Origin of the sequence: Methylobacterium platani, assembly GCF_001653715.1 — a bacterium.
Classification (GTDB): domain Bacteria; phylum Pseudomonadota; class Alphaproteobacteria; order Rhizobiales; family Beijerinckiaceae; genus Methylobacterium; species Methylobacterium platani.
In genome coordinates, this window is sequence record NZ_LWHQ01000016.1 from 130488 (window position 1) to 155677 (window position 25190).

Consider the following 25190-nt stretch of genomic DNA (forward strand, 5'->3'; position numbering starts at 1 on the left):
CTCAGTCGAGGTGGAACACCTCTTCCATCGAGGCCCACCACTCGCCCTCGGCCCGCGTCGCGAAGGGCTGCTGGCACGGGATGGTCAGGCTCCACCATTCCTGGTTCTTCGCGTCGGCCGCCATCCTGGCCATGTCGGCGGCGAAGTCGCTGCCGTGGTACTCCCAGGTGCCGAACAGCAGGTTCTCCGGCTCGCGCAGGAAGATCGTGTAGTTGCGGATGTTGCAGCGGCTGATGAGGTCGAGCACCTCCGGCCACACCGCCGCGTGCAGCCGCTTGTAGGTCTCGACCTGGTCCGGGTTCACCCCGATGACCATTCCCATCCGTTTCATGCTTCGTCCTCCCCCTCAGGCCCGGTCGAGCCGGTAGACCGCCGCGGCGTTGCCGCCGAACACCGCGTCGTGATGGGCCGGCGCCACCAGGGCGCGGCACTGCGCGAACCAGCCGCCGTGGTCGCCCGCGAGGTTCACGACCGGCCAGTCGCTGCCCCAGATCACCCGGTCCGGACCGAACAGCTCCAGGATCGCCTCGGCAGGAGCGCGCACGGCGCCCGCGCCGCCCTCCCCCGCCTCGGTCAGGAGGCCGGAGAGCTTGCAGGAGACGTTCGGCCGGGCGGCGAGCGCCGCCATCGCCTCCCGCCAGCCGGGCGAGCCGCCCGCGCCGATCGCCGGCTTGGCGCCGTGGTCGATCACGATGCGCAGGGCGGGATGGCGCTCCGCGAAGACGAGCAGGGCCCCGAGATGGCGCGGCCGGACCAGGGCGTCGAAGGCGAGGTCGCGGGCGAGCATCGCGGCGATCGCCGGGGCGAGGCCCGGATCGGCGATCCAGTCGTCGTCGGGATGGTCCTGCAGCATCGGCCGCAGGCCCTTGAGGCGCGGGTCGCGGGCGAGGCGGGCGATTCTCCCGGGCGCGTCCGCCGCCTTGAGGTCGGTCCAGCCGACGACGCCGCGGATGACGGGGCTGCGGGCGGCGAGCGCCAGCATCGCCTCGGTCTCGGCCTCGTCCTCGAGGGTCTGGACCAGCACGGTGCCGTCGATCCCGGAGGCGGCGAGGTGCGGGGCGAGGTCGTCGAGGGTGAAGTCGCGGTGGATCGCCGCCAGTTCCGGCGGCGGCCACCGGCCGGCCCGGTCGGCGATGCGCCAGAGGTGGTGGTGGGCGTCGATGCGTGCGGGCATGGTCAGACCGGGACGGCGTCGTGGAGGAGGCCGCGGGCCTTCAGCCGGGTCCAGAACCCGTCCGGGATCGGCGTCGCGAACCAGGCGGCGTTGGCGGCGACCTGCGCGGCGTCGCGGGCCCCGGTCACGACCGTGAGCGCGGCCGGGTGGAGCAGCGGGAATTGCAGGGCGGCCGCCTCCAGCCGCACGCCCTCCTCGGCGCAGGCCGCGCGCAGGGCGTCGGCCCGCGCGGCGATCGCGGGCGGCGCCTCGGCGTAGTTGAAGGTGTTCTGGCCGGCGAGCAGCCCGGAATTGAACGCGCCGGCCACCGCGATGCCGATGCCGCGGCGGGCGCAGTCGTCCATCAGGCCGAGGCTCTCCTGCTCCAGGAGCGTGTAGCGCCCGGCCAGCATGCAGATGTCGAGATCGGCGGCCGCGACGGCCTCGGCGACGATCTCCCACTCGTTGACGCCGAGCCCGATCGCCCGCACGGCCCCCTCCTCGCGCAGCCGGGTCAGCGCCCGGAAGCCGCCGCCCGTCGTCAGCTGCTCCCAGTGATGGGCGTGGCGCTCGCCGTGGGTGACGCGGCCGATGTCGTGGACGAACAGGATGTCGGGCGCGACGAGGCCGAGGCGCTGCCGGCTCGCCTCGAAGGAGCGCAGCACGCCGTCGTGGCTGTAGTCGAAGGTCGGGCGGAACGGCAGCGGGTCGGCGTAGCCCTCCTCCATCGGCCCGACGCCCGGGTCCGGCACCATCACGCGGCCGACCTTGGTGCTGACGAGGTAGGCCTCGCGGGGATGCTCCGTGAGCAGGGTGCCGAGCCGGCGCTCCGCGCGGGTGAAGCCGTAGAACGGGGCGGTGTCGAAGTAGCGGATGCCCCGCTCCCAGGCCGCCCCGACCGCGCCGGCGGCCTCGTCGAGGCGCGTCGCCTGGTAGAGGCCGCCCATCTGCGCGCCGCCGAGCCCGAGGGCGGTGAGGGTCAGGCCGGTGCGGGCGTGGGTGCGGGGAGTGGCGGGGTGCATGGGGGTCCTCGGAGATGGGGGCAGCGAATTCCGCCAGACGGCCGAGTCACGGCGGCGACCGCCGTACCGTGCGACCTGCCGAGCCGTACACCGTGGAATGCGGCGCGCTCAGTACAGCACGTTCTTCGCTTCCTCCGTCCCGATATTCTCCTTCGTCACCACCACCACGCCGGTGTCGATGAACTTCTCCACCTTCTGCTTGGCCAGCACCTTGGCGACGGTGGCGACGCCGAGCTCGCCCATCCGGAACGAGCCCTGGACGACGATCGCCGCCAGCGTGCCGTCCTTGACGAAGTCCTGCAGGTCCTGGTTGCCGTCGAAGCCGACGCCGACGACCTTGTCGGCCCGGCCGGACTGCTTGAGGGCGCGGCCCATGCCGATCGCGGTCGGCTCGTTGGCGCCGAAGAGGCCCTTGAGGTCGGGGTTGGCGGCCAGCACGTCGGCGGTCTGGTTGAGGGCCGTCGCCATCTGGGACTGCGAGTAGTACGGCCCGACGATCTGCAGCTTCGACTGCGCCTTGATGGTGTCGGTGAAGCCGCCGACGCGGCCGATCTCCGAGCCGGTGCCGGCGACGTAGGACATCACCGCGATCTTGCCCTCGGGGCCGGTGCGCGCGATCAGGGCGCGGGCGGCGAGCTCCCCGGCCTTGCGGTTGTCGGTGGCGAGGAACGACTGATAGTAGGCCTCCGCCTCCTTCGCGAGCCCGGAATCGAGGATCACGACCGGGATGCGGGCCTCCCAGGCCTTCTTGACCGCCGGCACCAGGGCGTCCGGGTCGGAGGGCGCCAGCACGATGCCGGCGACGCGGCGGTTGACCGCGTTCTCCACCATGTTGACCTGATCGGCGATGGCGGATTCGGCCGCCGGTCCCTGGAAGGTCATGGTCTGGCCCGGGACGTCCTTCATGGCGGCCTCGGCGCCCTTCCGGACGTTCTGCCAGAAGGTCGAGTTCACCGTCTTGACGATCACGGCGATCTCGCCGGCCCGCGCCGGGACGGCGGCGAGGAGGCCGGAGACGAGCAGGGCGGCGGCCAGGCCCTTCTTGGAAAGGTCCCTCTCGGAAAAGCCCTCCTTGGAAAAGTCCTTGGCGGAAAAGTCTCTCATGGGGTCCCCTCCAGGATGGGCGCCGGGTTCTCCCGGTCGCGGGTGCGCGTCAGCGGCGGTTGCGGAGCTGGTCGATCCAGACGGTCAGCAGGATGACGAGGCCGATGACGATCTGCTGGGTGAAGGCCGAGACCCCGTTCATGTTGAGGCCGTTGCGCAGGATGCCGATCACGAAGGCGCCGATCACCGTGCCGGAGATCGTGCCCACCCCGCCGGCGAGCGAGGTGCCGCCGATGACGGCGCTGGCGATCGCGTCGAGCTCGTACATCACGCCCTCGTTCGGCTGGGCGGTGACGAGGCGGGACATCAGCACGCAGCCGGTGAGCCCGGCGAGCAGCCCCGACAGCACGTAGGTGAGCGTCACCACCCGGTCCACCGCGACGCCCGAGAGCCGCGCCGCCTCGGCGTTCGAGCCGACCGCGTAGACGTGGCGGCCGATGACCGAGCGCCGGAGGAGAAAGGCCACCGCGAGCGCGAGGCCCGCCATCAGCAGCACCGGGTAGGGGATGCCGGGAAACAGCACCTCGGGAAAACCGTCGTCGCCGACCCGCACGAGGCGCAGGAGCGCGCCGTTGCCGAGCTCGCCGAACGACTCGCCGAGGCCCGACACCGCCCGCGCCCCGGTGATCTGGAGCGCGAGGCCGCGGGCGATCAGCATCATGCCGAGCGTCGCGATGAAGGGCGGCAGCTTCAGCCGCGTGACGACGAGGCCGTTGACGAGGCCGCAGACCCCGCCGACGCCGATCCCGGCGAGCATCGCGAGCGGCACGGCCAAGCCGAGCTCCTTGACGCAGAGCGCCGCGACGACCCCGGCGAGCGCCAGGACCGAGCCGACCGAGAGGTCGATGCCGCCCGCGACGATCACGACCGTCGCGCCGATGCCGAGCAGCGCGATCGAGGTGACCTGGAGGCCGATGCTCATCCCGTTGCCGAGCGACAGGAAGGCGGGGCTCGTGAGCGAGAACGCCGCCACCAGGGCGACGAGGCTGCCGAGCGCCGCGAATGTCTGGATCAGGTCCTTCTGCCGGTCGGACAGGCGGGAGCGCGCGGCGGCGACGGGAGGGGTGAGTCCGGCCGGCATCTCAGCCCTCCCGGCCACCGAAGCCCGAGGCGTAGTGCATGATCTCCTCCTGGTCGGTGCGGGCGGTGTCGAGGATGCGCACCAGCCGGCCGCGGTGGAACACCGCGACGCGATCGGTCATCCCGAGGATCTCGGGCAGTTCGGAGCTGATCAGCACCACGCCGATGCCGCGGGCGGCGAGCCGGTCCATGATCGTGTAGATCGCGAGCTTCGCGCCGACGTCGATGCCGCGGGTCGGCTTGTCGAACAGCATCACCTTCGCGTCGCGGAACAGCCACTTGCCGATGATGATCTTCTGCTGGTTGCCGCCCGACAGGAGCCGCACCGGCTGGCGCAGCGACGGCGTCCTGATGCCGAGCCGGTCGACGTAGTCCTGCGCCGCCGCCGCGTGGCGGGCGGCATCGATCAGGCCGAGGCGGCTCGCCACCGCGCCGAGATTGGCGAGCGTCAGGTTGGCGTCGACCGGCATCGTCACCGCCAATCCTTGCGCCTTGCGGTCCTCCGACAGGTAGGCGATGCCGGCCGCGATCGCGTCGCGGGGGTCGCGGATCGAGAGCCGCCGGCCCTCGATCGCGAGCGTGCCGGATTCGAGCGGGTCGGCGCCGAAGACGGCGCGGGCGACCTCGGTGCGGCCGGCCCCCATCAGGCCTGCGAAGCCGAGGATCTCGCCGCGGCGCAAAGCGAAGCTCACGTCCCGGAAGGCGCCGGCGCGGGTGAGGCCTGCGGCCTCCAGGATCACGTCGCCGGTCGGGACGGACGTGCGCTCCGGGAACTTCTCGTCGAGGGCGCGGCCGACCATCCGGGCGACGATCTGGTCGATGGTGGTGGCGGCGAGCGCGTCGGTCGCGACGTGGCGCCCGTCGCGCAGGACCGTCACCCGGTCGACGATCTCGCGCATCTCGTCGAGGCGGTGCGAGATGTAGACGATGCCGACGCCCGCCGCCTTGAGGTCGCGGATCACGCGGAACAGGCTCTGCGCCTCTTGCTCGGTCAGCGACGAGGTCGGCTCGTCCATGATGAGCAGCTCGGCCTCGAGCGACAGGGCCTTGGCGATCTCGACGAGCTGGCGCTGCGCCATCGAGAGGCCGCGCACCGGCGCGTCGGGATCGATGGCCGCGCCGAGCCGGTCGAGGCAGGCCTGCGCCCCCGCCCGCAGGGCGTGCCGGTCGACCAGGAAGCCCCGGCGCGGCTCGCGGCCGAGGAAGATGTTCTCCGCCACGCTGAGATGGGCCACCAGGTTGAGCTCCTGGTGGATCATCGCGATCCCGGCGGCCTCGGCCTCCAGCGGCGAGGCGAAGCGGCGCTCGACGCCCTTGTAGAGGAGACGCCCGGCGCTCGGCGCGTGGACGCCGCCGATGATCTTCATCAGGGTCGACTTGCCGGCGCCGTTCTCGCCGCAGACGGCGTGGACCTCGCCGCGCCGCAGGTTGAAATCGACGCCCGCGAGCGCCCGCACGCCCGGAAACTCCTTGGCGATGCCCGACAGTGCCAGGAGCGGGGCTGCGCCCGCCGGCGTCCGGCCTGCATCGATCGCGTGGCCGTTCGGCACGGCCGCGTCGTCACCGCCGTCGAGCACGACAGCAGCCCTCCCCGGGGCGATTCGTTTCGCTCTGGCTGCAATCGTTATCAGGTTCGCCGAATTGGTAAAGCCACTTTGCCGACCTTGCGGCAGGTACTCTCCCGATAACTCGCCATGATAGAGGTTCGACGTCGGCTCCCGGCGGCCGCGCTTGCGCTCGGACGGTCGTCGGCGCAGCATCGCCCGGCGCAGTGGTCAGGCCAGTTCGGGAGAGACGGATGAGTGCGGGCAGCCCGGTCGAGGGCCGGCTCTACCAGCAGGTGGCCGATCGGATCCGGGCTCAGATCCAGGCCGGGGGCCTGCGGGCCGGCGACCGGCTGCCGGCCGAGCGCGACCTGGCCCAGCAGCTCGGCGTCTCCCGCCCCTCCTTGCGCGAGGCGCTGATCGCGCTGGAGATCGACGGCACGGTCGAGATCCGCATGGGATCCGGCATCTACGTCCAGGCCGCCCGGGGCGCGGCCCGCACGGCACCGGCCGGGGACAGCCCGGAGGAGCTGATGCAGGCCCGCGCCGCCCTCGAGGGCGCGGTCGCGGCGCTCGCCGCCGCCCGGGTCACGCCGGAGCACCTGGGCGCCCTGCGGGCGGCGCTCGACCGCATGGGCGCCGACATCGCCGAGGGCCGCCCGGCCATCGACAGCGACCGGGCGTTCCACCTGACCCTCGCCGGGCAGACCGGCAACAGCGTGCTCGTCCGCCTCGTCGCCGGGCTGTTCGACGACCGCCACAGCCCGATCGCCGCCCGCTTGCGCAGCCGCTTCGATTCCCCCGCGACCTGGGCCCTGGCGCTGGCCGAGCACGAGGCGGTGCTGGCGGCGCTCGCGGCCCGCGACCCGCTGCGGGCGCAGGCGGCGATGCACGCGCATCTCGAGCAATCGACCCGGCGCTGGCTGGAGGAGGAGCCGCGGTAGACCGGAGACGATCGAAACCCGATCGGCACCTACGTCCCCGGCAGGTACCCGGCCACCCGCAGCGCCGCCTCGACCTCCTCGCACAGGGCGCCTTCGGGATCGTCGTTCACGGGCGGCGGCGGCGTGAGCGGCACCATCGGCGGGAACTGCGCGACCGCGTCGGGCGGGGCGGCCAGCACCGTGTCCTCCGTCACCGCCTCGCCGTCCTCGGGCAGCCTGTGCGGGCGCAGGGTGGAGATCAGACGGCCGATCATGCGTGTCCCCCCTTCACCTCCTCCGGTCCGGCCAGGGCCGGTGGCACAATCTATGCGTGCAGTGCCGAGCAGGGCAAGCGTGCCGTCAACGTGCGCGAGGCCGGTTTCGATCCCAGCCTCTTCCGTCGCGCCCCCGCGCCACCATCTCGGGTCTCTCCCGCCCGCCCGAGGAACCCGCCGATGCCCTGGACCACCGCCCTGATCCCGCCGCAGGCCGGTCGCCGCGCGATTCTCACCGGCGGAACGAGCGGCATCGGCTACGAGGCGGCGCTCGCGCTCGCCGGAGCGGGGGCCGAGATCGTGCTGGCCGCCCGCGACCCGGGCAAGGCCGAGGACAGGGCCGCGGCGATCCGGCGGGCGCATCCGGCGGCCCGGATCGAGATCCGCGCCCTCGACACCGCGCGCCTCGCCTCGGTGCGGACCTTCGCGTCGCAGTGGCGCGAGGAGGGGCGGCCGATCGACGTCCTGCTCCTCAATGCCGGCATCGCCGCGGTGCCGCGGCGCGAGGAGACCGAGGACGGGTTCGAGCGCCAGCTCGCCACCAACTATCTCGGCCACTTCGCCCTGACCGGGCTGCTGCTGCCGAGCCTGCGGCCGGAAGCCGGGACGCGGGTCGTCGCGGTGGCGAGCATCGCCCACCGGTCCGGACGCATCGCCTTCGACGACCTGCAGCTGCGCCGCGGCTACGGGCCGCAATCGGCCTACCGGCAGACCAAGCTGGCGATGCTGCTCTTCGCCCTCGAGCTCGACCGGCGGCTGCGCGCCGCCGGCTCGCCGGTGCGGGCGATCGCGGCCCATCCCGGCATCGCCGCGACGGCGATCGCCCGGCGCGGCGACCGGGCCGGGCCGCTGGCCGCGCGCATCGGCGCCGGCCTCCTCGGGCTCCTCGGCCAGTCGTCGGCCCGGGGCGCCCTGCCGCTCCTCCACGCCGCCGCCGCGCCGGAGGCCGAGGGCGGCGGCTATTACGGCCCGGACGGCCTGTGGGAGATCCGCGGCCATCCTGCGCCGGCGAGGATCGAACCCCACGCCCGCGACCCCGGGACGGCGGCGCGGCTCTGGGCCCTGTCCGAGGCGGCGACGGGCGTGACCTACCGGTTCTGACGCAGCGCTACTCGTCGTCCTCGTCGATCGCCGGAGCCGGGAGCGTGTGCCCGACCGGACGCGCCGGGGGCGCCGTCGTCACGGATCCGGTCGCCAGGGATCCTGTCGCCAGGGACTTCGTCGCCATGGGAGACGCCGGGAACGGGGCCCTGGCGACCTGCCGGCGGGACGGCATCAGTCCGGCCGCGAAGGCGACGAAGCCGGCGGCGTCGCGCAGGTCCTCGGGCTGGCGCGGATCGCGGGCGATCAGCTCGGCCTCGCGCTGCAGGCGGGCGTTGCAGGCGGCCGTGGCCATGCCGCCGCGCGGCGTGCAGGCGTCGTGCCGGGCGCAGGCCGCGTCGAGGGCATCGATCGGCGGCAGCGGCGCGTTGTTGCCCGGGCCGCAGTAGTTGCCGTGGATGAGGAGCGCCGGCGGCCGGCCGGACTGGGCGAGAGCCGGCGCGGCGAGGCCGCAGGCGAGGACGAGCGGGACGGCGAAGGCCGTCCGCGGCGAGGTCGTTTTAGACAAGATGATCCTGGGCAAGCGCATCGATCTGGTCCCTCCGCTCCCCTCGGCCAGCCAACCGGCCCGCACCGGCGGGGTTCCCGCCTTGCGTCCAACCGTCCCGCTTCGGGACCGGCGGCTGACGGCGGGCCGGATGAACTCCGCCCCCCTCCCGGTGTTGGAGGCTGCATGCCGGCGCGGCGTCGGCCGGGCGACGGGCGGACTCAGGGACGACGGACTTGGTGATGACGGACTTGGTGACGACGGACTTGCCGGACCCGCCCGGACGCGAAATGTAGGACCGATGATCGCATCCGATTCCGATATGCCCCGGCCGCACGAGCCGTCGGACGGCGGCCCGACCCTCGATGCGGCGAGCCGGGAGCGGCTCGGCCGCTATCTCCAGGCCCTCTACGAACCGGTGCTCGACGAGGGGCTCGACCCGCGCCTCGCCGAGCTGATGCAGCAGCTCGACCGCGACCGGGCCGGCCGGGAGGGCGATCCCGACCGTTGAGGGCGGCTCAGCGGTAGCCGGCGGCCTGCAGTTCGAACAATTCGGCGTAGCGCCCGCCCTGCGCCACCAGCTCGGCGTGGGTCCCCTCCTCGCGCACGCGGCCCCCGGACAGGACCGCGATCCGGTCGGCCCGGCGCACGGTGGAGAAGCGGTGCGAGATCAGGAGCGCGGTGCGCCCCGCCGCGAGGTCGGCGAAGCGGCGGAACACCTCGGCCTCGGCCCCGGCATCGAGGGCCGCCGTCGGCTCGTCGAGGACCAGCATCGCGGCGTCGCGGCGGTAGGCGCGGGCGATCGCCACCTTCTGCCACTCGCCGCCCGACAGCTCGACCCCGTCCTCGAAGCGCCGGCCGAGGCGCTGGTCGTAGGAGGCCGGCAGGCGCTCGATCACCGCGTCGGCGAGCGCCCGGCGCGCCGCCGCCTCGATCCCGTCCCGGTCCGTGCGCGCCTCGATGCGGCCGACCGCGATGTTGTCGCCCGCCGTGAAGTCGAACCGCATGAAGTCCTGGAAGATCACGCCGATGCGGGCGCGCAAGGAGTCGAGGTCGTACTCGGCGAGGTCGCGGCCATCCAGCAGGATCCGCCCCTCCGTCGGCGCGTAGAGCCGGGCGAGCAGCTTGACGATCGTGGTCTTGCCGGCGCCGTTCTCGCCCACCAGCGCCACCACCTCGCCGGCCCGGATGCGCAGGGACAGGTGGCGCACGGCCCAGCGCTCCTCGCCGGGATAGCGGTAGCCGACCTCCTCGAACACGAAGCCCTCGCGCAGGCGCTCGGGCACCGGGAGCGTGCCGGAGCGGATCGTCGGCGCGATGGTGAAGAACGAGAACAGGTCGTCGAGGTACTGCGCCTGACCGAGGAGCTGCGAGGCGCCGAGCAGGAGCCCCTCGACGAGGCCGCGCAGGCGCAGGAAAGCGCCGCCCAGGAAGGTGAGGTCGCCGACCGTGAGCGTGCCGGCGAGCGCCTCCCCGGCGATGACCAGGTAGGCCGCGTAGTAGGCAAGGGTGCCCAGGCTCGCGAAGGCGCCGCCGGCGAGCGCCCGGTGCCGGGCGAGCTCCCGGTTCTCGGCGAGCAGGCGGGCGGCGAGCTCGCGGAAGCGCTCGGCGAGGTGGGAGGCCAGGCCGAACAGCTTCACCTCCTTGGCGCCGTGCGCGTCGGCGCCGAGATAGCGCAGGTAGTCGGTCTCGCGCCGGTCCGGGCTGCGTCGCCAGGCGAGGCGGTAGCCGCGGGCGTTGAAGTGCAGCTCGTTGAGGAAGGCCGGGAGCAGGGCCAGCACCAGGAGCAGCACCAGCCCGGGCAGCATCGTGCCGACCGCCACCGCCAGGGTGATCGCGGTGACGAGGTCCTGGAGCTGGCCGAGCAGCTGGCCGATCAGGTTCGAGCGCCACGCCACCTGCCGGCGGGCGCGCTCGAGCCGGTCCTGCACCGCGCTGTCCTCGAACTGCTCGAGGTCGAGGGCGGCGGCGTGCGCCATCAGGCGCAACGAGGTGGCGTTGCCGACCTTCTCGGCCAGCACCCCGTCGACGTAGGAGGTCGCCCGCCCGAGCAGGTCCGAGGCGACCGCGAGCCCGAGCTCGATGCCGACGAGGAGCCCGATATGGTGCAGCCGCGGATCGGCGAGCCAGCCGGCCTCCGGCGGCGGGCCGCCCCGTCCCGCCACCACGGCATCGACCACGAGCTTGGCCACGTAGAGCATCAGGGCCGGCAGCCCGGCGCGGAGCAGGCGCAGGGTGAGGCTCGCGAGAGTGAGCCGCGGATCGGTCGCGACGGCGAGGCGGAACAGGGCCGGCAGGTGGCGCAGGGGCCCGAGCCGGGCGCTCGCGGCACGGCGCCAGGTGGCGAAGCGGCTGTCGGTGGAGGCGTCCATGGGGCGGATATAGGTCTGCCGGCCCCGCTTTTGCCCCTTCCAGGATGGCGCGGGGGAGGGGTCACCCGTGCGAGCCTCGAAGCTCGAGTGAGGACGGGAACTTCGCCGCCCGCCCCGCGTCGACTCGGCAGAGCTTCACGAAGGACGAACACCATGCCGGCCCGCCTCCTCGCCCCCCTCCTCGCCCTCGGGCTGCTCGGCCCCCTCCCCGCCCTCGCGCAAGCTCCGGTGAGCGAGACCGGCACCGGCGGCGGGCCGGCCTCGACGATCCGGGCGCCCAACACCAGCGCCGTCGGCCAGACCGTGCCGAAGCCGGGCGCGCTCGGCCCCGACGAGACCGGCACCGTCTCCCCGCGCAACCGCCGGGAGGAGCGGCGCGAGGACCAGATCATGAAGGGCATCTGCATCGGCTGCTCGAAGTAGCGGCCAAAGCGGACCTGACCTGCATCCAGGGACTTCCTCGAATGATGGGACTTGCGGCGAGCGGGGTGGCGGCGGCATGACGCGGAGGAGCCTCCCTTAGAAGAGTTCCGATGCCCGCCTATCGCTCCCGCACCACCACCCACGGCCGCAACATGGCCGGCGCCCGCGGCCTGTGGCGCGCCACCGGCATGAAGGACGCCGATTTCGGCAAGCCGATCATCGCGGTGGTGAACTCGTTCACGCAGTTCGTGCCCGGCCACGTCCACCTGAAGGACCTCGGCCAGCTCGTGGCGCGCGAGATCGAGGCGGCGGGCGGCGTCGCCAAGGAGTTCAACACCATCGCGGTCGACGACGGCATCGCGATGGGCCACGACGGCATGCTCTACTCGCTGCCGTCCCGCGACCTGATCGCCGATTCGGTCGAGTACATGGTCAACGCGCATTGCGCCGACGCCATGGTGTGCATCTCGAACTGCGACAAGATCACCCCCGGCATGCTGATGGCGGCGCTCCGCCTCAACATCCCGGTGGTGTTCGTCTCCGGCGGGCCGATGGAGGCCGGCAAGGTCCACCTCTCGACCGGTATCAGAAAAGTCGATCTCGTCGACGCGATGATCGCCGCCGCCGACGACCGCGTCACCGACGAGGACGTGCAGGTGATCGAGCGCTCGGCCTGCCCGACCTGCGGCTCGTGCTCGGGCATGTTCACGGCCAATTCCATGAACTGCCTCACCGAGGCGCTCGGCCTGTCGCTGCCCGGCAACGGCTCGGTGCTGGCGACCCACGCCGACCGCAAGCGCCTGTTCGTCGAGGCCGGCCACCTCATCGTCGACCTCGCCCGGCGCCACTACGAGCAGGACGACGCCTCCGTGCTGCCGCGTGCGATCGCCTCGATGACGGCGTTCGAGAACGCCATGACCCTCGACATCGCCATGGGCGGCTCGACCAACACGGTGCTGCACCTCCTCGCCGCGGCCTACGAGGGCGAGGTGCCGTTCACCATGGCCGATATCGACCGGCTGTCGCGCCGGGTGCCGGTCCTGTGCAAGGTCGCGCCCGCCGTCGCCAACGTCCACATGGAGGACGTGCACCGCGCCGGCGGCATCATGGCGATCCTCGGCGAGCTCGACCGGGCGGGACTCATCGACACGCAAGTCGGCAACGTCGCCGCCGGCACCCTCAAGGAGGCGCTGGCGCGCTGGGACGTGCGCCAGACCGGCAGCGAGAGCGTGCGCGAGTTCTACCGCGCCGCGCCCGGCGGCGTGCCGACCCAGGTCGCCTTCAGCCAGGCCTCGCGCTTCGACGAGCTCGACCTCGACCGCGAGGGCGGGGTGGTGCGCGATTCAGCCCACGCCTACTCGCAGGATGGCGGCCTCGCGGTCCTGTACGGCAACCTGGCGGAGGACGGCTGCATCGTGAAGACCGCCGGGGTGGACGCCAGCATCCTGACCTTCTCGGGCCCGGCCCACGTCTTCGAGAGCCAGGACGCGGCGGTCGAAGGCATCTTAGGGAGCAAGGTCAAGGCCGGCGAGGTGGTGCTGATCCGCTACGAGGGCCCCCGCGGCGGCCCCGGCATGCAGGAGATGCTGTATCCGACGAGCTACCTGAAGTCGAAGGGCCTCGGAAAGGCTTGCGCGCTCGTCACCGACGGGCGCTTCTCGGGCGGCTCCTCGGGCCTGTCGATCGGCCACGTCTCGCCGGAAGCGGCGGAAGGCGGGTTGATCGGCCTCGTCGAGCAGGGCGACCGGATCGAGATCGACATCCCGAACCGGCGCATCCACCTCGCGGTCTCTTCTGACGAGATCGAGCGCCGCCGCGCCGCGCAAGTCGCGAAGGGCTGGCAGCCTGCCGCTCCCCGCAAGCGCAAGGTGAGCGCCGCGCTGCGGGCCTTCGCCAGCATGACCACCAGCGCCGCCCACGGGGCCGTGCGGAAGATCTGAGCTGCAAGGATCCCCCATGGCGATCGTGCGGCTGACGCCTCCGGAAGCCCGCCGGGTCGCCCTGGCGGCGCAAGGGTTTCACGCCGCACGCCCTGCCACGGCCGGTCCCCGGCACCTCGCGGCCACGATCGACCGGCTCGGCCTGCACCAGATCGACAGCGTCAACGTTCTGGTGCGGGCGCATTACCTGCCGGCCTTCTCACGGCTCGGCGCCTACGACACCGCCCTCCTCGACCGCCGCGCCTGGGGCTCCAGGCGAGACCGGCGGCTGTTCGAGTACTGGGCGCATGAATGCTCGCTGCTGCCGCTCGCCCTCCATCCGCTCCTGCGTTGGCGCATGGCCCGGGCCGATCGGGGCGAGGCCGGCTACCGGGCGATGCGGACCTTCGCCACCGAGCGCCGGCCCGAGGCGATGGCGTTGCTTGCGCGGCTTCGCGACGAAGGCCCGCTCTCGGCCTCCGACATCCAGACCGGCCGAGCCGGCTGGTGGGCGTGGAGCGAGCCCAAGCGCATGCTCGAATGGCTGTTCTACGCCGGCCACGTTACCACCGCGACGCGGCGGCGCAGCTTCGAGCGGGTCTACGACCTCACCGAGCGGGTGATCCCGCCGGACATTGTGTCCTTGCCCGACGTGCCGGAGGCAGAGGCGCAGGCCCAGCTTGTCGCCCTCTCCGCCCGAGCGCTCGGCCTCGCCACGGCGTCAGAACTCCGCGACTATTTCCGCCTCGACGCCCCTGACGCCGCCGCGGCCATCGCCCGGCTGGTGGAGGAGGGCCTCCTGCTCCCGGCCGAGGTGCCCGGCTGGCCCCCCGCCTATCTCCACCGCGACGCCACGATCCCCCGCCGCGTCTCGGCCCAAGCCTTGCTCGCCCCCTTCGACCCCCTGGTCTGGGAGCGCGCCCGCACCGAGCGCCTGTTCGGTTTCCGCTATCGCATCGAGATCTACACCCCGGCGGCGCAGCGGCAGTACGGGTATTACGTGCTGCCGTTCCTGTTCGGGGAGGAGTTGGTGGGGCGGGTGGATCTGAAGTCGGACCGGGCGGGTGGGCGGCTCCTGGTGCATGCGGTGCATTGGGAGCCGGGGGTGGTGGAGGGGACGCGGGAGGCGTTGGAGGTGGAATTGGGGGTTTTGGCGGGGTGGTTGGGGTTGGGAGAGGCGAACTGCCCCCTGAGCGATCTAAAGCCCAAGCCTAGATCGTAGGGCTATCGATCCACTGCCTCTCGCGAACGAGAATCCCTTCGAAGCGCAAGTCGTCAATCATCCGTCTCATGCGGAAATATATATTATTATCAAATAAAACATGTTGCACATAGCATGCGTCCAAGCTAACCCTAAGAATGACCTCAATCTGTTAGTATTTTTCATCCAGATCGAGAGCTGTATACTGAAGATAAAAAAATTAAAAAAAATTATGGTTGATCTCGCCAAGCTGTAAGGATAATGCAGCAACACGGCGATACACGCAATCGTAATTGCTACAAAACCGTAATTCATAAATTTTATTGTGCGTTCATAAATTAATATCATAACACAAGTTTCAATCAGTGGCGCAATTATGACACCCGCTAGGAAGATAGATTTTCTCTCCGTCACTTCGTTTTCGTCATAGTCTACGCCGAGTGCCTGCAGTATAAATACAACTGCAATTTGCAACAAAAAATAAATTCCCGCAAGTAAGGTTGCCTTAGTCAGAGGCGTCTTACCCGGACAAAAAATAGCATCGACATATCGAATCATTATTATCTCTGATTTAGGCGGATATTTACATATCCGCCCTGTGATTGTCAATTACCACCAACCCATTCGGTATAATAACCAGGATCAGACGCTATATTTTGATTTATTTCGTTTATATATGCGTTCCAGTCCACGTTTCGGTTATGATTTTCTATCGCGCCTCGGATGAAATTTATGCCATCTCCTCCTAAATCATACGCATCGCTAATAGCAACTCCACGACTTATCCAATCAAGCATTTTCGCCGTAGCCCCCAAAGCTCCAGCCGTCGGCTCTGGAGAAGGATAGGTGTTAATTGGAAACCAACCTTGCCCAGTTATAAAACTGTAAGCCGACAAATCTGATCCAAAAATATCTATTGGCTCAAGAGGTAGGTAGTTATTTTCTCCGCCTATAATATATTCGATAGCCATTTATATTCTTCTGCTTATTTATATATCCCGTTGAACATGTCGAGTATATCATTCATTTCCCTTGCGTCAATGAGAGGTTTCTGTCACAACCTAGAATTTTCATGTACTTTATAATAAATCCAAGATTTTGCATTTTTAAATCAGGAGTTTAACATCAAGATCGCGCACCTTCTGATTGCAACTCGCATGTGGTAAAAATAAGATAATGCATAATTCCGCTTTTTGTGAGTTGTCACGGATCGATAATCAAGAAATTGAAGGGGAGCATACTAAAATAAATTATGCAAATTGCTTTTACAATAAATAATTAATACTCATTTTTGACTAAGGATAGATTTAATGAATTCGGAGAGACCATCCGGCAGAGACAATATTCATGATTTACTACTGCCCCTCAGAACTCTTGCCTGCGCGGCTGCGCATGCGGCAAACGCGGCTACATCTCGTGCACCGACGCCTTCGAAAGGCATATCGCGCACCGCGAATTCATTTCTTGTTACAAGCCGTTGGCGAGCGAATGCGTAGCCCGTTCGTTGGTGCCAGTGCACTAACGCTCGATCCAGCACGCTGGCCCGACTACCTGCGGCACCGGTGGCCCATGTCGTCCTCGGAGCAAACCAATCAGCTCACCCTGATCATCGATCAAGCAGGAGATCGCCCTGATGGCGACCGGCCTCGCAGGCGCTTCATCCCGCGGGAGCCTGGATGTCGACTGGGGCAGTCTCTTGTGCATCTCCGGTTCGCTATTCCGGATCGTGAGCGGCACGGCATTGAACCAGCGTCTGTCGGACGCACACATCGTGAAATCGGTGAACGTCCTGCTGACCGTGTCGAGGCTCAGGTTGGCGGCCTGAGGGCCAATGCATCCTGGCGCAGATCACGCGCGGCCCGATGCCCCTCAACTCACCTCCACCTGCACCACCCCCGGCACCGCCCGCAGCGCCCCCGCGATCTGCGGCGTCGCCTGGTACTTCCCCCCCAGCTTCACCTCCACCTCCCGCTCACCCCCATCGAGGATCAGGATCAGCGACACCTCCCCCTCCCCGCGCACCTGCAACCGCTGCTGCACGCTGGAGATCGGGCGCTCGTCGCGCAGGTAGATCCGCATGCCCTTCTGGTGGCGGGCAGCGGCCTGGTCGAGGGGTTCGCAGGTCTGGATGCGGGCGCGGACGTCCTCGCCCTCGGTGCTGGCCTGGAGCTGGAGCACCAGGGCGGCGCCGGGTTCCAGCATGTCGCGGTAATGCGAGAGGCCTTCGGAGAAGATAATCGCCTCGAAATGGCCGGTCTGGTCGGAGAGCGTGACGATGCCGAGCTTGTTGCCGGTCTTGGTGCGGCGCTCGGCGCGGTCGAGCACGCTCGCCGCGACGCGACCGACCGTCGAGGTGCCGGCGCGGACCGAGCGGCAGAACTCGGCCCAGGTCTGCACCCGGAGCTTTTGCAGGAGGTCGCCGTACTCGTCGAGCGGGTGGCCGGAGAGGAAGAAGCCGACCGCGTCGTATTCGCGCTTGAGCCGGTCGGCCATCGGCCAGTTCTCGTAAGCCGGGATGCGCAAAGCCACCTCGGCCGCGACGACGCCGCCGAACATGTCCATCATGCCGACGGTCTCGGCTTCCGCCGCGCCTTGGGCGAGCCGCATCATCGGCTCGACGGCGGCGAAGGCCTTGGCCCGGTCGGGCTCGATCACGTCGAGGGCGCCGGCGGCGACGAGGTTTTCCAGCGTGCGCTTGTTGACCTGCTTCGGGTTGAGGCGCCGGGCGAAGTCGCCGAGATCGCGGAAGGGGGCGTCGCCGCGGGCCTGGACGATCGCCTCGACGGCGGCGCGGCCGACGCCCTTGATGGCGGCGAGCGCGTAGCGGATCGCGCCGTCATGCACCTCGAAGGTGACGCCGGAGCGGTTCACGTTCGGCGGCTCGACCTTGATGCCGAGGCGCTGCGCGTCCTGGCGCAGCTCGGCGAGCTTGTCGGTGTTGTCGATGTCGAGCGACATTGAGGCGGCCATGAACTCGACCGGATAATTCGCCTTGAGATACGCGGTCTGGTAGGTGATCAGCGCGTAGGCCGCGGCGTGCGACTTGTTGAAGCCGTAATCGGCGAACTTGGCGAGGAGGTCGAAGATCTCGTTGGCCTTGGCCTTGTCGAGGCCGCGCTCGACCGCGCCCTTCACGAAGCGGTCGCGCTGGGCGTCCATCTCCGCCTTGATCTTCTTGCCCATGGCGCGGCGCAGGAGGTCGGCGTCGCCGAGCGAGTAGCCGGCGAGAACCTTCGCCACCTCCATCACCTGTTCCTGGTAGACGATGATGCCGAAGGTCTCGGCGAGGATCGGCTCCAGCTTCTCGTGCGGGTACCAGTTCTTCTCGTTGCCGGCGTCGCGGCCGAGCTTGCGCTCGCAATAGACCGGGATGTTGGCCATCGGGCCTGGGCGGTAGAGCGCCACCAGCGCGATGATGTCCTCGAACCGGTCGGCGCACATCTCGACCAGCGCCTTGCGCATGCCGGCCGATTCCACCTGGAACACGCCCACCGTCTCGCCTTTCCTCAGGCGCTCGTAGGTGAGGGTGTCGTCGATCGGCAGCGAGGGCAGGTCGACCTCGATCCCGCGCAGCTTCAGGAGGTCGGTCGCGGCGCGCAAGACCGTCAGGGTCTTGAGGCCGAGGAAGTCGAACTTGACGAGGCCCGCCTGCTCGACCCACTTCATGTTGAACTGGGTCACCCGCATCCCGGTCTTCGGATCGCGGTAGAGCGGCACCAGTTCTTCGAGCGGCCGGTCGCCGATCACCACGCCGGCGGCGTGGGTCGAGGCGTGGCGGTGCAGGCCCTCGAGCTTCTTGGCGATGCTCATGAGCCGCGCGACGACCGGCTCCTCCTCGATCGCGCTCTGGAGCTTCGGCTCGCCCTCGATGGCTTGCGCCAGCGTCACGGGGTTCGCCGGGTTCTGCGGCACCAGCTTCGTCAGCTTGTCGACCTGGCCGTAGGGCATCTCCAGCACCCGGCCGACGTCGCGCAAGACGCCGCGGGCGAGCAGCGTACCGAAGGTGATGATCTGGCCGACCTGACCCTCGCCGTAGCGCTCCTGCACGTAGCGGATCACCCGCTCGCGGCCCTCGACGCAGAAATCGATGTCGAAATCCGGCATCGAGACGCGCTCGGGGTTGAGGAAGCGCTCGAACAGCAGGCCGAAGCGGATCGGGTCGAGATCGGTGATGAGGAGCGACCACGCGACGAGCGAGCCGGCGCCCGAGCCGCGGCCCGGCCCGACCGGGATGTCGTGCTCCTTGGCCCACTTGATGAAGTCCGAGACGATCAGGAAGTAGCCCGGGAACTTCATGTTGGTGATGACGCGGATCTCGTATTCGAGCCGGTCGCGGTAATCCTTCTCCGTCAGCCCCTCGGCCGGGCCGTGCTGGCGCAGGCGCTCGGTCAGGCCTTCCTCGGCCTGGCGGCGCAGCTCGGCCGCCTCGTCGGGGGCGATCTCCTTCGCGACTGCCGTCGTCGCGGCGGCGGCGAGCGCCTGCTGGGCCGCGCCCTCCGGCGTGCCTTGCGCGGGCGTCGTGAGGCTCGGGGCGCCGAAGCTCGGCAGGATGGGCTTGCGGGTGCGCGCCCGGTAGGCGCAGCGCATCGCGATCTCGACGGTCGCCTGGAGCGCGTCGGGCAGGTCGCGGAAGAGCGCGGCCATCTCTCCCCTTGTCTTGAAGGCGTGGCGCGGGGTCAGGCGCCGGCGCTTGTCGTCGGAGACGAGCCGCCCTTCGGCGACGGCGAGCAGCGCGTCGTGCGCCTCGTAATCCTCCGGTTTGGCGAAGTAGGGCTCGTTCGTCGCGACGAGCGAGAGGCCGTGCGTGTCGGCGAGCCGGATCAGCTCGCCCTCGACGGCGCGCTCGTCGGGCAGGCCGTGGCGCTGCAATTCGACGTAGAGGTGGTCCTCGCCGAAGGCCGCCTTGAGGGCCTCCAGCCGGGCGAGCGCCAGTTCGGGCCGGTTCGCCCGGAGTGCCGCATCGACCGGGCCGCCCATGCCGCCGGTGAGCGCGACGAGGCCGCCGGCGCACTCCTTGAGCGCCTGGGCGGAGACCCGCGGCACCTCGCCGAGCTGGTTGTCGAAATAGGCGCGGCTTGCCAGCCGCAGCAGATGGCCGTAGCCGGTCTCGTCCTTGGCGAGCAGCACGATGTGCGGATGCGTCGCGTTCAGCTTGGCGTTCGCTTCCGGCGCCTCGAAGGCGACGCTGAGCTGCATCCCGGCGATCGGCTGGATGCCGGATCCGGCCGCCTTTTCGGAGAATTCGAGCGCGCCGAACAGGTTGTTGGTGTCGGTGAGCGCCAGCGCGGGCTGCCGGTCGGCGCCCGCGGCCTTCACGAGGTCGCCGATCTTGAGCGCGCCCTCGAGCAGGGAATACGAGGAGTGGACGTGCAGGTGGACGTAGCCGACGGGCTTCAGGATCTGCAAGGCGACTCTCGCTCCGACGTGAGCGAGGCAGGATTCCCGGTGGAGGTTGAGGAGTCACGACCCGGGGCGCCTCACCGGGCCGAAAATCGTTGGGGATTCACCGCCAAATCGGCGGAACCCCGCTGGACGTGGCCGCACGGCCACGCCGCCGCCTCAGTGCATCGGCGACAGGGCCACCGCCCACAGGACGACGGCGCCGGTGAGCAGGCCCATCGAGGCGACCTCCGTGACAGCGAGGAGGATCTTGCGTATGTTCATGGTCTGTCCCCTTGGACCACCCTGGCGATGCCCGAATGTTTGTTCGTGTTTTGTTCCATGTCAAAGGGGTGAGGGGCCGGATCCGGTCGATGTGGTGAACGGTTGGTTGACGGGGTGGCGCCGGCCGGAATCGATGGATCAGGGGGGTATGACCCGGACCGCGTTGCGGCTCGGTCGTCCACGGCCTATTTAGGCGCAACCTTGACGGTGGGTCGCGGCCCGCCGGCAGACATCGTTTTTCGTTCTTCAAGCACGAGGTGGCGCATGGCGCGCGACGTGTCCGACGCGACCCCGCTCAGCGCGCGGTCCGAGCTGATCGAGTGGTTCGCGCAAGGCGAGAAGCCGCACGACGCCTTCGCCATAGGGACCGAGCACGAGAAGGTCCCGTTCTACCGCGCCGACCACGCACCGGTGCCCTACGAGGGCGCGCGCGGGATCGAGGCCCTGCTCGACGGCCTGCGGGCGATCACCGGCTGGGAGACGATCGAGGATGCGGGCCGGGTGATCGGCCTGTCGGCGGTCGAGGGCGGGGGCGCGATCTCGCTCGAGCCCGGCGGCCAGTTCGAGCTCTCGGGCGCGCCGCTGGCGGACGTGCACGCGACCGCGCACGAGCTCAGCGTCCATCTCGACGCGGTGCGGCAGGCCGCCGATCCCCTCGGCATCGGCTTCCTCACCCTCGGCATGAGCCCAAAATGGACCAGGGAGGAAACTCCCGTGATGCCGAAGAGCCGCTATCGCATCATGAAGGGCTACATGCCGAAGGTCGGCTCCCTCGGCCTCGACATGATGCTGCGCACCGCCACCGTGCAGGTGAACCTCGACTTCTCGTCCGAGGCCGACATGGTGACGAAGATGCGGGTCGGGCTGGCCTTGCAGCCGGTCGCGACCGCGCTCTTCGCCAACTCGCCCTTCACCGACGGCAAGCCGAACGGCTTCCTGTCGCGCCGCTCCGAGATCTGGCGCGACACCGATCCGAACCGCACCGGCATGCTGCCCTTCGCCTTCGACGAGGGGTTCGGGTACGAGGCCTACGCGGACTGGCTCCTCGACGTGCCGATGTACTTCGTCAAGCGCGGCGAGACCTACCACGACGTCAGCGGCGCCTCGTTCCGCGACCTGATGGAGGGGCGGCTCGCCGCCCTGCCGGGCGAGCGCGCCACGGTCTCGGACTGGGCCAACCACGCCTCGACCGCCTTCCCCGAGGTGCGGCTGAAGCGCTTCCTCGAGATGCGCGGCGCCGATGTCGGCGACGCCAACATGATCGCCGCGCAGGCCGCGTTCTGGACCGGGCTCTACTACGACCCGGCCGCCCTCGACGGCGCCTGGCAGCTGGTGCGCGAGCTCTCGGCCGAGGAACGCGAGACGATGCGCGCCGAGGCGCCGCGCCTCGGGCTCGACGCCGCGGCCGGCAAGCGACGGCTGCGGGATCTCGCCCGCGACGCGCTGGCGCTGGCGGAAGCGGGGCTGAAGGCGCGGGGCCGCCGCGACGCGCAAGGGCGCGACGAGACGCTCCACCTCGCGCCGCTCCACGCCATCGCCGCCTCGCGGACCCGGGCCGAGGACCTGCTCGCGCTCTACCACGGGCCGTGGAACGGCGCGGTCGATCCGGCCTTCGGCGCCTGCGCGTTCTGACGCGGCCCGACAATCGCGGGAGCCGGGCCCCGGCTCCCGCTCAAGCTTAGCCGGACCGGCCCGCCCCGTCGCCGCAGTCGATCCGGGGGCGGCCGGAGCACCGCCACAGGGTAAGCGTCGCCGTTACGGACTGACGGATCGTCAATCTGCTCCGAATCCTGGAACAGATCCCGGCCTTTGGTCGTTCTTGAGGCCTACGGGGCACGTTCCTCAGACTGATCGGAGAAATCCAGTATGTCTCGCATCACCACCCTCGCCGTCATGGCCGGCGCCGCCGCTGCCCTGACCGCCGGCACCGTCGGCGTTCAGGCCGCGCCGCTCCCGGCGACGACCTCGGCCGCGATCGCCGGCTCGGGTGCGACCGTCGACCAGGTGCGCTGGCGCGGCGGCGGCTATTACGGCGGGTACCGCGGCTATCGCGGCTACGGCTACCGTCGCGGCATCGGCGCCGGCGGCGCCCTGGCGGCCGGCGCGGCCCTCGGCATCATCGGCGGCGCGCTCGCGGCCGGCTCGGCCTCCTCCTACGGCTACGGCTACCCGGCCTATGGCGGCTACTACGGCGGCGGTTACGCCCCGGTCGGCGGCTACGGCTACGGCTACAGCTATCCGTCCTACGGCTACAGCTACCCGGCCTACGGCGGCTACTACGGCTACGGCTACTGAGACCGGCCGCACCGGCCGACCCGAGGCGAGCCCGGCGCAGGATGCCTCCTGCGTCGGGCTTTCCTTTGCTTGGGCTTTCCTTCGGACGGGCTTCCTCGCCCGTGCCGGATGTGCTCAACCGGTGGGCGACCAGCCTCACCCGAGCGACCATGCCCCGACACGACCTCGACCTGCGCGGGCTCAAATGCCCCCTGCCGGTCCTGCGCACCGCCAAGGCCCTGCGCGGCCTCGCGCCCGGCGACGGGCTGTCGGTGCGCTGCACCGATCCGATGGCCGCCATCGACATTCCCAACCTGCTGCGCGAGCGCGGCGACCACCTCGACCGGATGCTCCGGGAGGACGGGGTCCTGACCTTCGAGATCCGGCGCGGCACGGGAGCCCGCCGAGAGGATGGCGGAGCCGACAGCCAGGAGAGCGCCGCGTGAGCCGAGACGACACCCCGCCGCGGATCGAGGGTACCCGCACCGTCTACGAGGGCTGGGCGCGCTACCTCGTCGCGGAGGTGCGGATGCCGGACGGCCGCCGGATCGGCCGCGAGGTCGAGGATCACGGGCCCGCCGTGGCCGTGCTGCCCTACGATCCCGAGCGCCGGGTCGCCCTGCTGGTGCGGCAGTTCCGCACCCCGCCCTGCTTCGTCGACGGTACCGCGTCGTTGCTGGAGGCACCGGCGGGCCTGCGCGAGGAGGACGACCCGGAGGCCTGCGCCCGGCGCGAGGCCTTCGAGGAGGTGGGCCTGCGCCTGTCGCGGCTCGAGCCCGCCGGACGGGTCTGGTCTCTGCCGGGCCTCTCGACCGAGCGGATGGACCTCTTCCTGGCCGCCTACGCGCGGACCGACCGCGAGGGCGCCGGCGGCGGGCTGCCCGAGGAGAACGAGAGCATCGAGGTGGTGGAGGTCGCGCTGGCGGACCTCGCCGCCATGGCCGACCGGGGCGAGGTCGACGACATGAAGACCCTCTGCCTCGTCCAGACCCTGCGCCTGCGGCACCCGGCCCTGTTCGCCGCCGTCGGCGCTTGAAACTCGCGCGCCGGACGGTCTTGCGCCGAAGGGACGCCTTGAGGCGGAAAGGCAAGCACGGCATCCTGAACGGGCGGTGTACGACCACCGTCGTTCACGGGTTCGTGATCAGGGCTGGCGTCTTGTTCAGCAGTTGTTAACTTTGGGCGGTTCCGATAGCCCTCCGTCGCAGGGGCCTCGACAGGAGACGCCGATGTTCAACATTGGACCCTTCCACCGTCCGACCGGCCAGCCCACCGGGGACTACGCCGCGCTCCTCCCGCTGGAGCCCGAGTCCCTGGATCGTGCCGCCGGTCCGCAGCGCGAGCCCTCGGCCGCCCCGGCGGAGCCGAGCATGACGCGGCACGCCCTCTCGATGCTGGTTCTGCTCTGCCTCACCCTGGCGGTGCATTCGGCGGTCGGCTGGTGGACGATCCCCGGCAGGGCCCCGGTCCTGGCGCCCTCGGCCCAGAGCGCCCCGACGATCCACGTCTCGAGCGTCCGCTCGCCGTCCTGAGCCGGCACGGAGCGGGCACGGCCTTCCGCCTCTCCTCCGCCTTGCCCCTACGGCATTTGTCGCGGCGATGGTGAGCCGGCAACGCCGGATCCCGGGGCGGACCGGCGCGTTGCCGCCGCGTGAGAGGAGCCGGCGCCCCGCCGCTCCTCGACCGACTGTACTTTGGTCATGATCGTGACGAGAACCGGGCGGTTTTGCGGTGAGCCCTCTTGCGCACACCGCCCGAGTCGTTAACGTCACGTTCAAATCCAAGAAAATCAGTCGTGATTCGCGCAAGGGAGCCAGCGCATGTCCCAGGTCATTCGCGTCAAGCCCACCCAGGACGGCACCTACACGGTCTACCGCGGCACGCTCGTGCTCGTCAGCGGCCTGACCCGTGCGCAGGCCGAGATCTACGAGGCCACGCTCGCCCAGAACGAGCGCAAGCCCGATCAGTCGATCCACTGAGCGTCTCGCGCTGCGGCGCGCCCGCTTCCGGCAGCTCCGGCCCACGCCGACGACGCCCCGCGCCGTCGGTCCAGACCTTCCGCGGAGGCCGCCGTCGCGCCCTCCGACTCGTCCGGCGCCATGCCGGGTGACGAAACAAGGCCGCGGACGCTCGTCGGCCGCAGCCTCACGACGGGGTGACCGTACCGGCCTGCCGGTCGCGAACGGCGCTGCCGGCAGCCTTCCGGGAGCTTGTGTGACCATCCTTTCTATCAAAAAATCTTGATAAATCAGGGATGTTCTACACTATCACCCGGCTGCGAGAACCCGCTCGAGCGGGTTTACCTGGCGGTGAACCGAACCATCAGGATATATCCTATCCTCAGGCTCACGCTGAGAACCCGCCCGATCGATTTCGCTGTCGATAAAATCCTAGATAATCAGGGATATTCCATCCTTCCACCTCATCCGGAGGCGTCAGGCGATCGAAGATCGACCGACACATCAGGATGAGGTGAGTGCGCATGATATCCCTGATCATCCAGATTCTGCCGAGAGACAAATCGCTTACGCAGGCCGGCACGGCGAGGTGCACGGTCCACGACACCGCGACCTCGGCCCGACCATAGGGGCGGACGATCCTCGTGAGTCTCCCCCTTTCCCGGACGACGGAAACAAAGTGGAAGGAGA

The 25190-nt window shown here is 69.7% G+C and carries 25 protein-coding genes; 13 read left to right on the forward strand and 12 right to left on the reverse strand.

The window, feature by feature from the left end; all coding sequences use genetic code 11:
* Position 1: 1 nt before the first annotated feature.
* From A5481_RS09385 to A5481_RS09410, 6 genes are all read right to left on the reverse strand, one after another.
* Positions 2–331: an L-rhamnose mutarotase gene (locus A5481_RS09385; protein ID WP_048437727.1), complete on the reverse strand. Its 330-nt coding sequence runs from the start codon at positions 329–331 to the stop codon at positions 2–4.
* Between the two features lie 15 nt (positions 332–346).
* Complete coding sequence (locus tag A5481_RS09390; protein ID WP_064503898.1) at positions 347–1174, reverse strand: amidohydrolase family protein; 828 nt, start codon at positions 1172–1174, stop codon at positions 347–349.
* A gap of 2 nt (positions 1175–1176) precedes the next feature.
* Complete coding sequence (locus A5481_RS09395) at positions 1177–2175, reverse strand: aldo/keto reductase (RefSeq protein ID WP_064503899.1); 999 nt, start codon at positions 2173–2175, stop codon at positions 1177–1179.
* A 108-nt stretch (positions 2176–2283) separates the two neighbouring features.
* On the reverse strand, positions 2284–3279 hold the full coding sequence (locus A5481_RS09400; protein ID WP_082984912.1) for an ABC transporter substrate-binding protein: 996 nt from the start codon (positions 3277–3279) through the stop codon (positions 2284–2286).
* 49 nt (positions 3280–3328) lie between these two features.
* Positions 3329–4360, reverse strand: a complete 1032-nt coding sequence (locus A5481_RS09405; RefSeq protein WP_064503900.1) for an ABC transporter permease — start codon at positions 4358–4360, stop codon at positions 3329–3331.
* A 1-nt stretch (position 4361) separates the two neighbouring features.
* Positions 4362–5909: a sugar ABC transporter ATP-binding protein gene (locus A5481_RS09410; RefSeq protein WP_064503918.1), complete on the reverse strand. Its 1548-nt coding sequence runs from the start codon at positions 5907–5909 to the stop codon at positions 4362–4364.
* Between the two features lie 248 nt (positions 5910–6157).
* Here A5481_RS09410 and A5481_RS09415 point away from each other — a divergent pair, with 248 nt between their 5' ends.
* Complete coding sequence (locus A5481_RS09415) at positions 6158–6847, forward strand: FadR/GntR family transcriptional regulator (protein WP_064503901.1); 690 nt, start codon at positions 6158–6160, stop codon at positions 6845–6847.
* A gap of 29 nt (positions 6848–6876) precedes the next feature.
* Here A5481_RS09415 and A5481_RS09420 read toward each other — a convergent pair whose 3' ends face one another.
* Positions 6877–7101, reverse strand: a complete 225-nt coding sequence (locus tag A5481_RS09420; RefSeq protein WP_064503902.1) for a hypothetical protein — start codon at positions 7099–7101, stop codon at positions 6877–6879.
* 180 nt (positions 7102–7281) lie between these two features.
* Between A5481_RS09420 and A5481_RS09425 the strand changes: the two genes are divergently transcribed.
* Positions 7282–8202: an oxidoreductase gene (locus A5481_RS09425; protein WP_064503903.1), complete on the forward strand. Its 921-nt coding sequence runs from the start codon at positions 7282–7284 to the stop codon at positions 8200–8202.
* Positions 8203–8209: 7 nt separating this feature from the next.
* Here A5481_RS09425 and A5481_RS09430 read toward each other — a convergent pair whose 3' ends face one another.
* Complete coding sequence (locus A5481_RS09430) at positions 8210–8731, reverse strand: phospholipase A2 family protein (protein ID WP_064503904.1); 522 nt, start codon at positions 8729–8731, stop codon at positions 8210–8212.
* Between the two features lie 280 nt (positions 8732–9011).
* On the opposite strand from A5481_RS09430, the gene A5481_RS09435 reads away from it, so the two are divergent.
* On the forward strand, positions 9012–9200 hold the full coding sequence (locus tag A5481_RS09435) for a hypothetical protein (RefSeq protein WP_064503919.1): 189 nt from the start codon (positions 9012–9014) through the stop codon (positions 9198–9200).
* A gap of 7 nt (positions 9201–9207) precedes the next feature.
* Here the strand turns inward: A5481_RS09435 and A5481_RS09440 are convergent, their stop codons facing one another.
* Positions 9208–11061, reverse strand: a complete 1854-nt coding sequence (locus A5481_RS09440; protein ID WP_064503905.1) for an ABC transporter ATP-binding protein — start codon at positions 11059–11061, stop codon at positions 9208–9210.
* Between the two features lie 153 nt (positions 11062–11214).
* Between A5481_RS09440 and A5481_RS09445 the strand changes: the two genes are divergently transcribed.
* The 3 genes from A5481_RS09445 (at position 11215) to A5481_RS09455 (ending at position 14625) form a co-directional block, all read left to right on the forward strand.
* Positions 11215–11484 (forward strand): hypothetical protein, encoded by a 270-nt coding sequence (locus A5481_RS09445; RefSeq protein ID WP_064503906.1) that lies wholly within the window; start codon positions 11215–11217, stop codon positions 11482–11484.
* Between the two features lie 110 nt (positions 11485–11594).
* Positions 11595–13424: a dihydroxy-acid dehydratase gene (gene ilvD / locus A5481_RS09450; RefSeq protein ID WP_064503907.1), complete on the forward strand. Its 1830-nt coding sequence runs from the start codon at positions 11595–11597 to the stop codon at positions 13422–13424.
* A gap of 16 nt (positions 13425–13440) precedes the next feature.
* The gene (locus A5481_RS09455) at positions 13441–14625 is read left to right on the forward strand and encodes a winged helix-turn-helix domain-containing protein (protein WP_064503908.1); all 1185 of its coding nucleotides are present in this window, start codon (positions 13441–13443) and stop codon (positions 14623–14625) included.
* A gap of 584 nt (positions 14626–15209) precedes the next feature.
* On the opposite strand, the gene A5481_RS33385 is transcribed toward A5481_RS09455, so the two are convergent.
* Entirely contained in the window at positions 15210–15575 is a 366-nt protein-coding gene (locus tag A5481_RS33385) for a hypothetical protein (RefSeq protein ID WP_156312250.1), read from the reverse strand.
* 662 nt (positions 15576–16237) lie between these two features.
* Here A5481_RS33385 and A5481_RS09460 point away from each other — a divergent pair.
* A complete protein-coding gene (locus tag A5481_RS09460; protein WP_048437632.1) occupies positions 16238–16429 on the forward strand; it encodes a hypothetical protein in 192 nt (63 codons plus the stop codon).
* Positions 16430–16473: 44 nt separating this feature from the next.
* Here A5481_RS09460 and dnaE read toward each other — a convergent pair whose 3' ends face one another.
* Complete coding sequence (dnaE, locus tag A5481_RS09465) at positions 16474–20010, reverse strand: DNA polymerase III subunit alpha (protein ID WP_064503909.1); 3537 nt, start codon at positions 20008–20010, stop codon at positions 16474–16476.
* Between the two features lie 522 nt (positions 20011–20532).
* On the opposite strand from dnaE, the gene A5481_RS09470 reads away from it, so the two are divergent.
* From A5481_RS09470 to A5481_RS34595, 6 genes are all read left to right on the forward strand, one after another.
* A complete protein-coding gene (locus A5481_RS09470) occupies positions 20533–21900 on the forward strand; it encodes a glutamate--cysteine ligase (protein ID WP_048434306.1) in 1368 nt (455 codons plus the stop codon).
* A 234-nt stretch (positions 21901–22134) separates the two neighbouring features.
* The gene (locus tag A5481_RS09475) at positions 22135–22563 is read left to right on the forward strand and encodes a hypothetical protein (protein ID WP_048434305.1); all 429 of its coding nucleotides are present in this window, start codon (positions 22135–22137) and stop codon (positions 22561–22563) included.
* Between the two features lie 149 nt (positions 22564–22712).
* A complete protein-coding gene (locus A5481_RS09480) occupies positions 22713–22988 on the forward strand; it encodes a sulfurtransferase TusA family protein (protein ID WP_048434304.1) in 276 nt (91 codons plus the stop codon).
* A complete protein-coding gene (locus A5481_RS09485; RefSeq protein WP_048434303.1) occupies positions 22985–23578 on the forward strand; it encodes an NUDIX domain-containing protein in 594 nt (197 codons plus the stop codon). The genes A5481_RS09480 and A5481_RS09485 overlap by 4 nt, the downstream gene beginning before the upstream one ends.
* A 193-nt stretch (positions 23579–23771) precedes the next feature.
* Positions 23772–24074 carry a hypothetical protein gene (locus tag A5481_RS09490; RefSeq protein ID WP_048434302.1) on the forward strand — a complete coding sequence of 101 codons (303 nt, stop codon included), beginning with the start codon at positions 23772–23774 and terminating at the stop codon, positions 24072–24074.
* 288 nt (positions 24075–24362) lie between these two features.
* A complete protein-coding gene (locus A5481_RS34595; protein WP_167350065.1) occupies positions 24363–24521 on the forward strand; it encodes a hypothetical protein in 159 nt (52 codons plus the stop codon).
* 367 nt (positions 24522–24888) lie between these two features.
* Here the strand turns inward: A5481_RS34595 and A5481_RS34955 are convergent.
* Positions 24889–25190: hypothetical protein (locus tag A5481_RS34955; RefSeq protein WP_210179214.1), on the reverse strand; the 302-nt coding region annotated here is incomplete at its 5' end.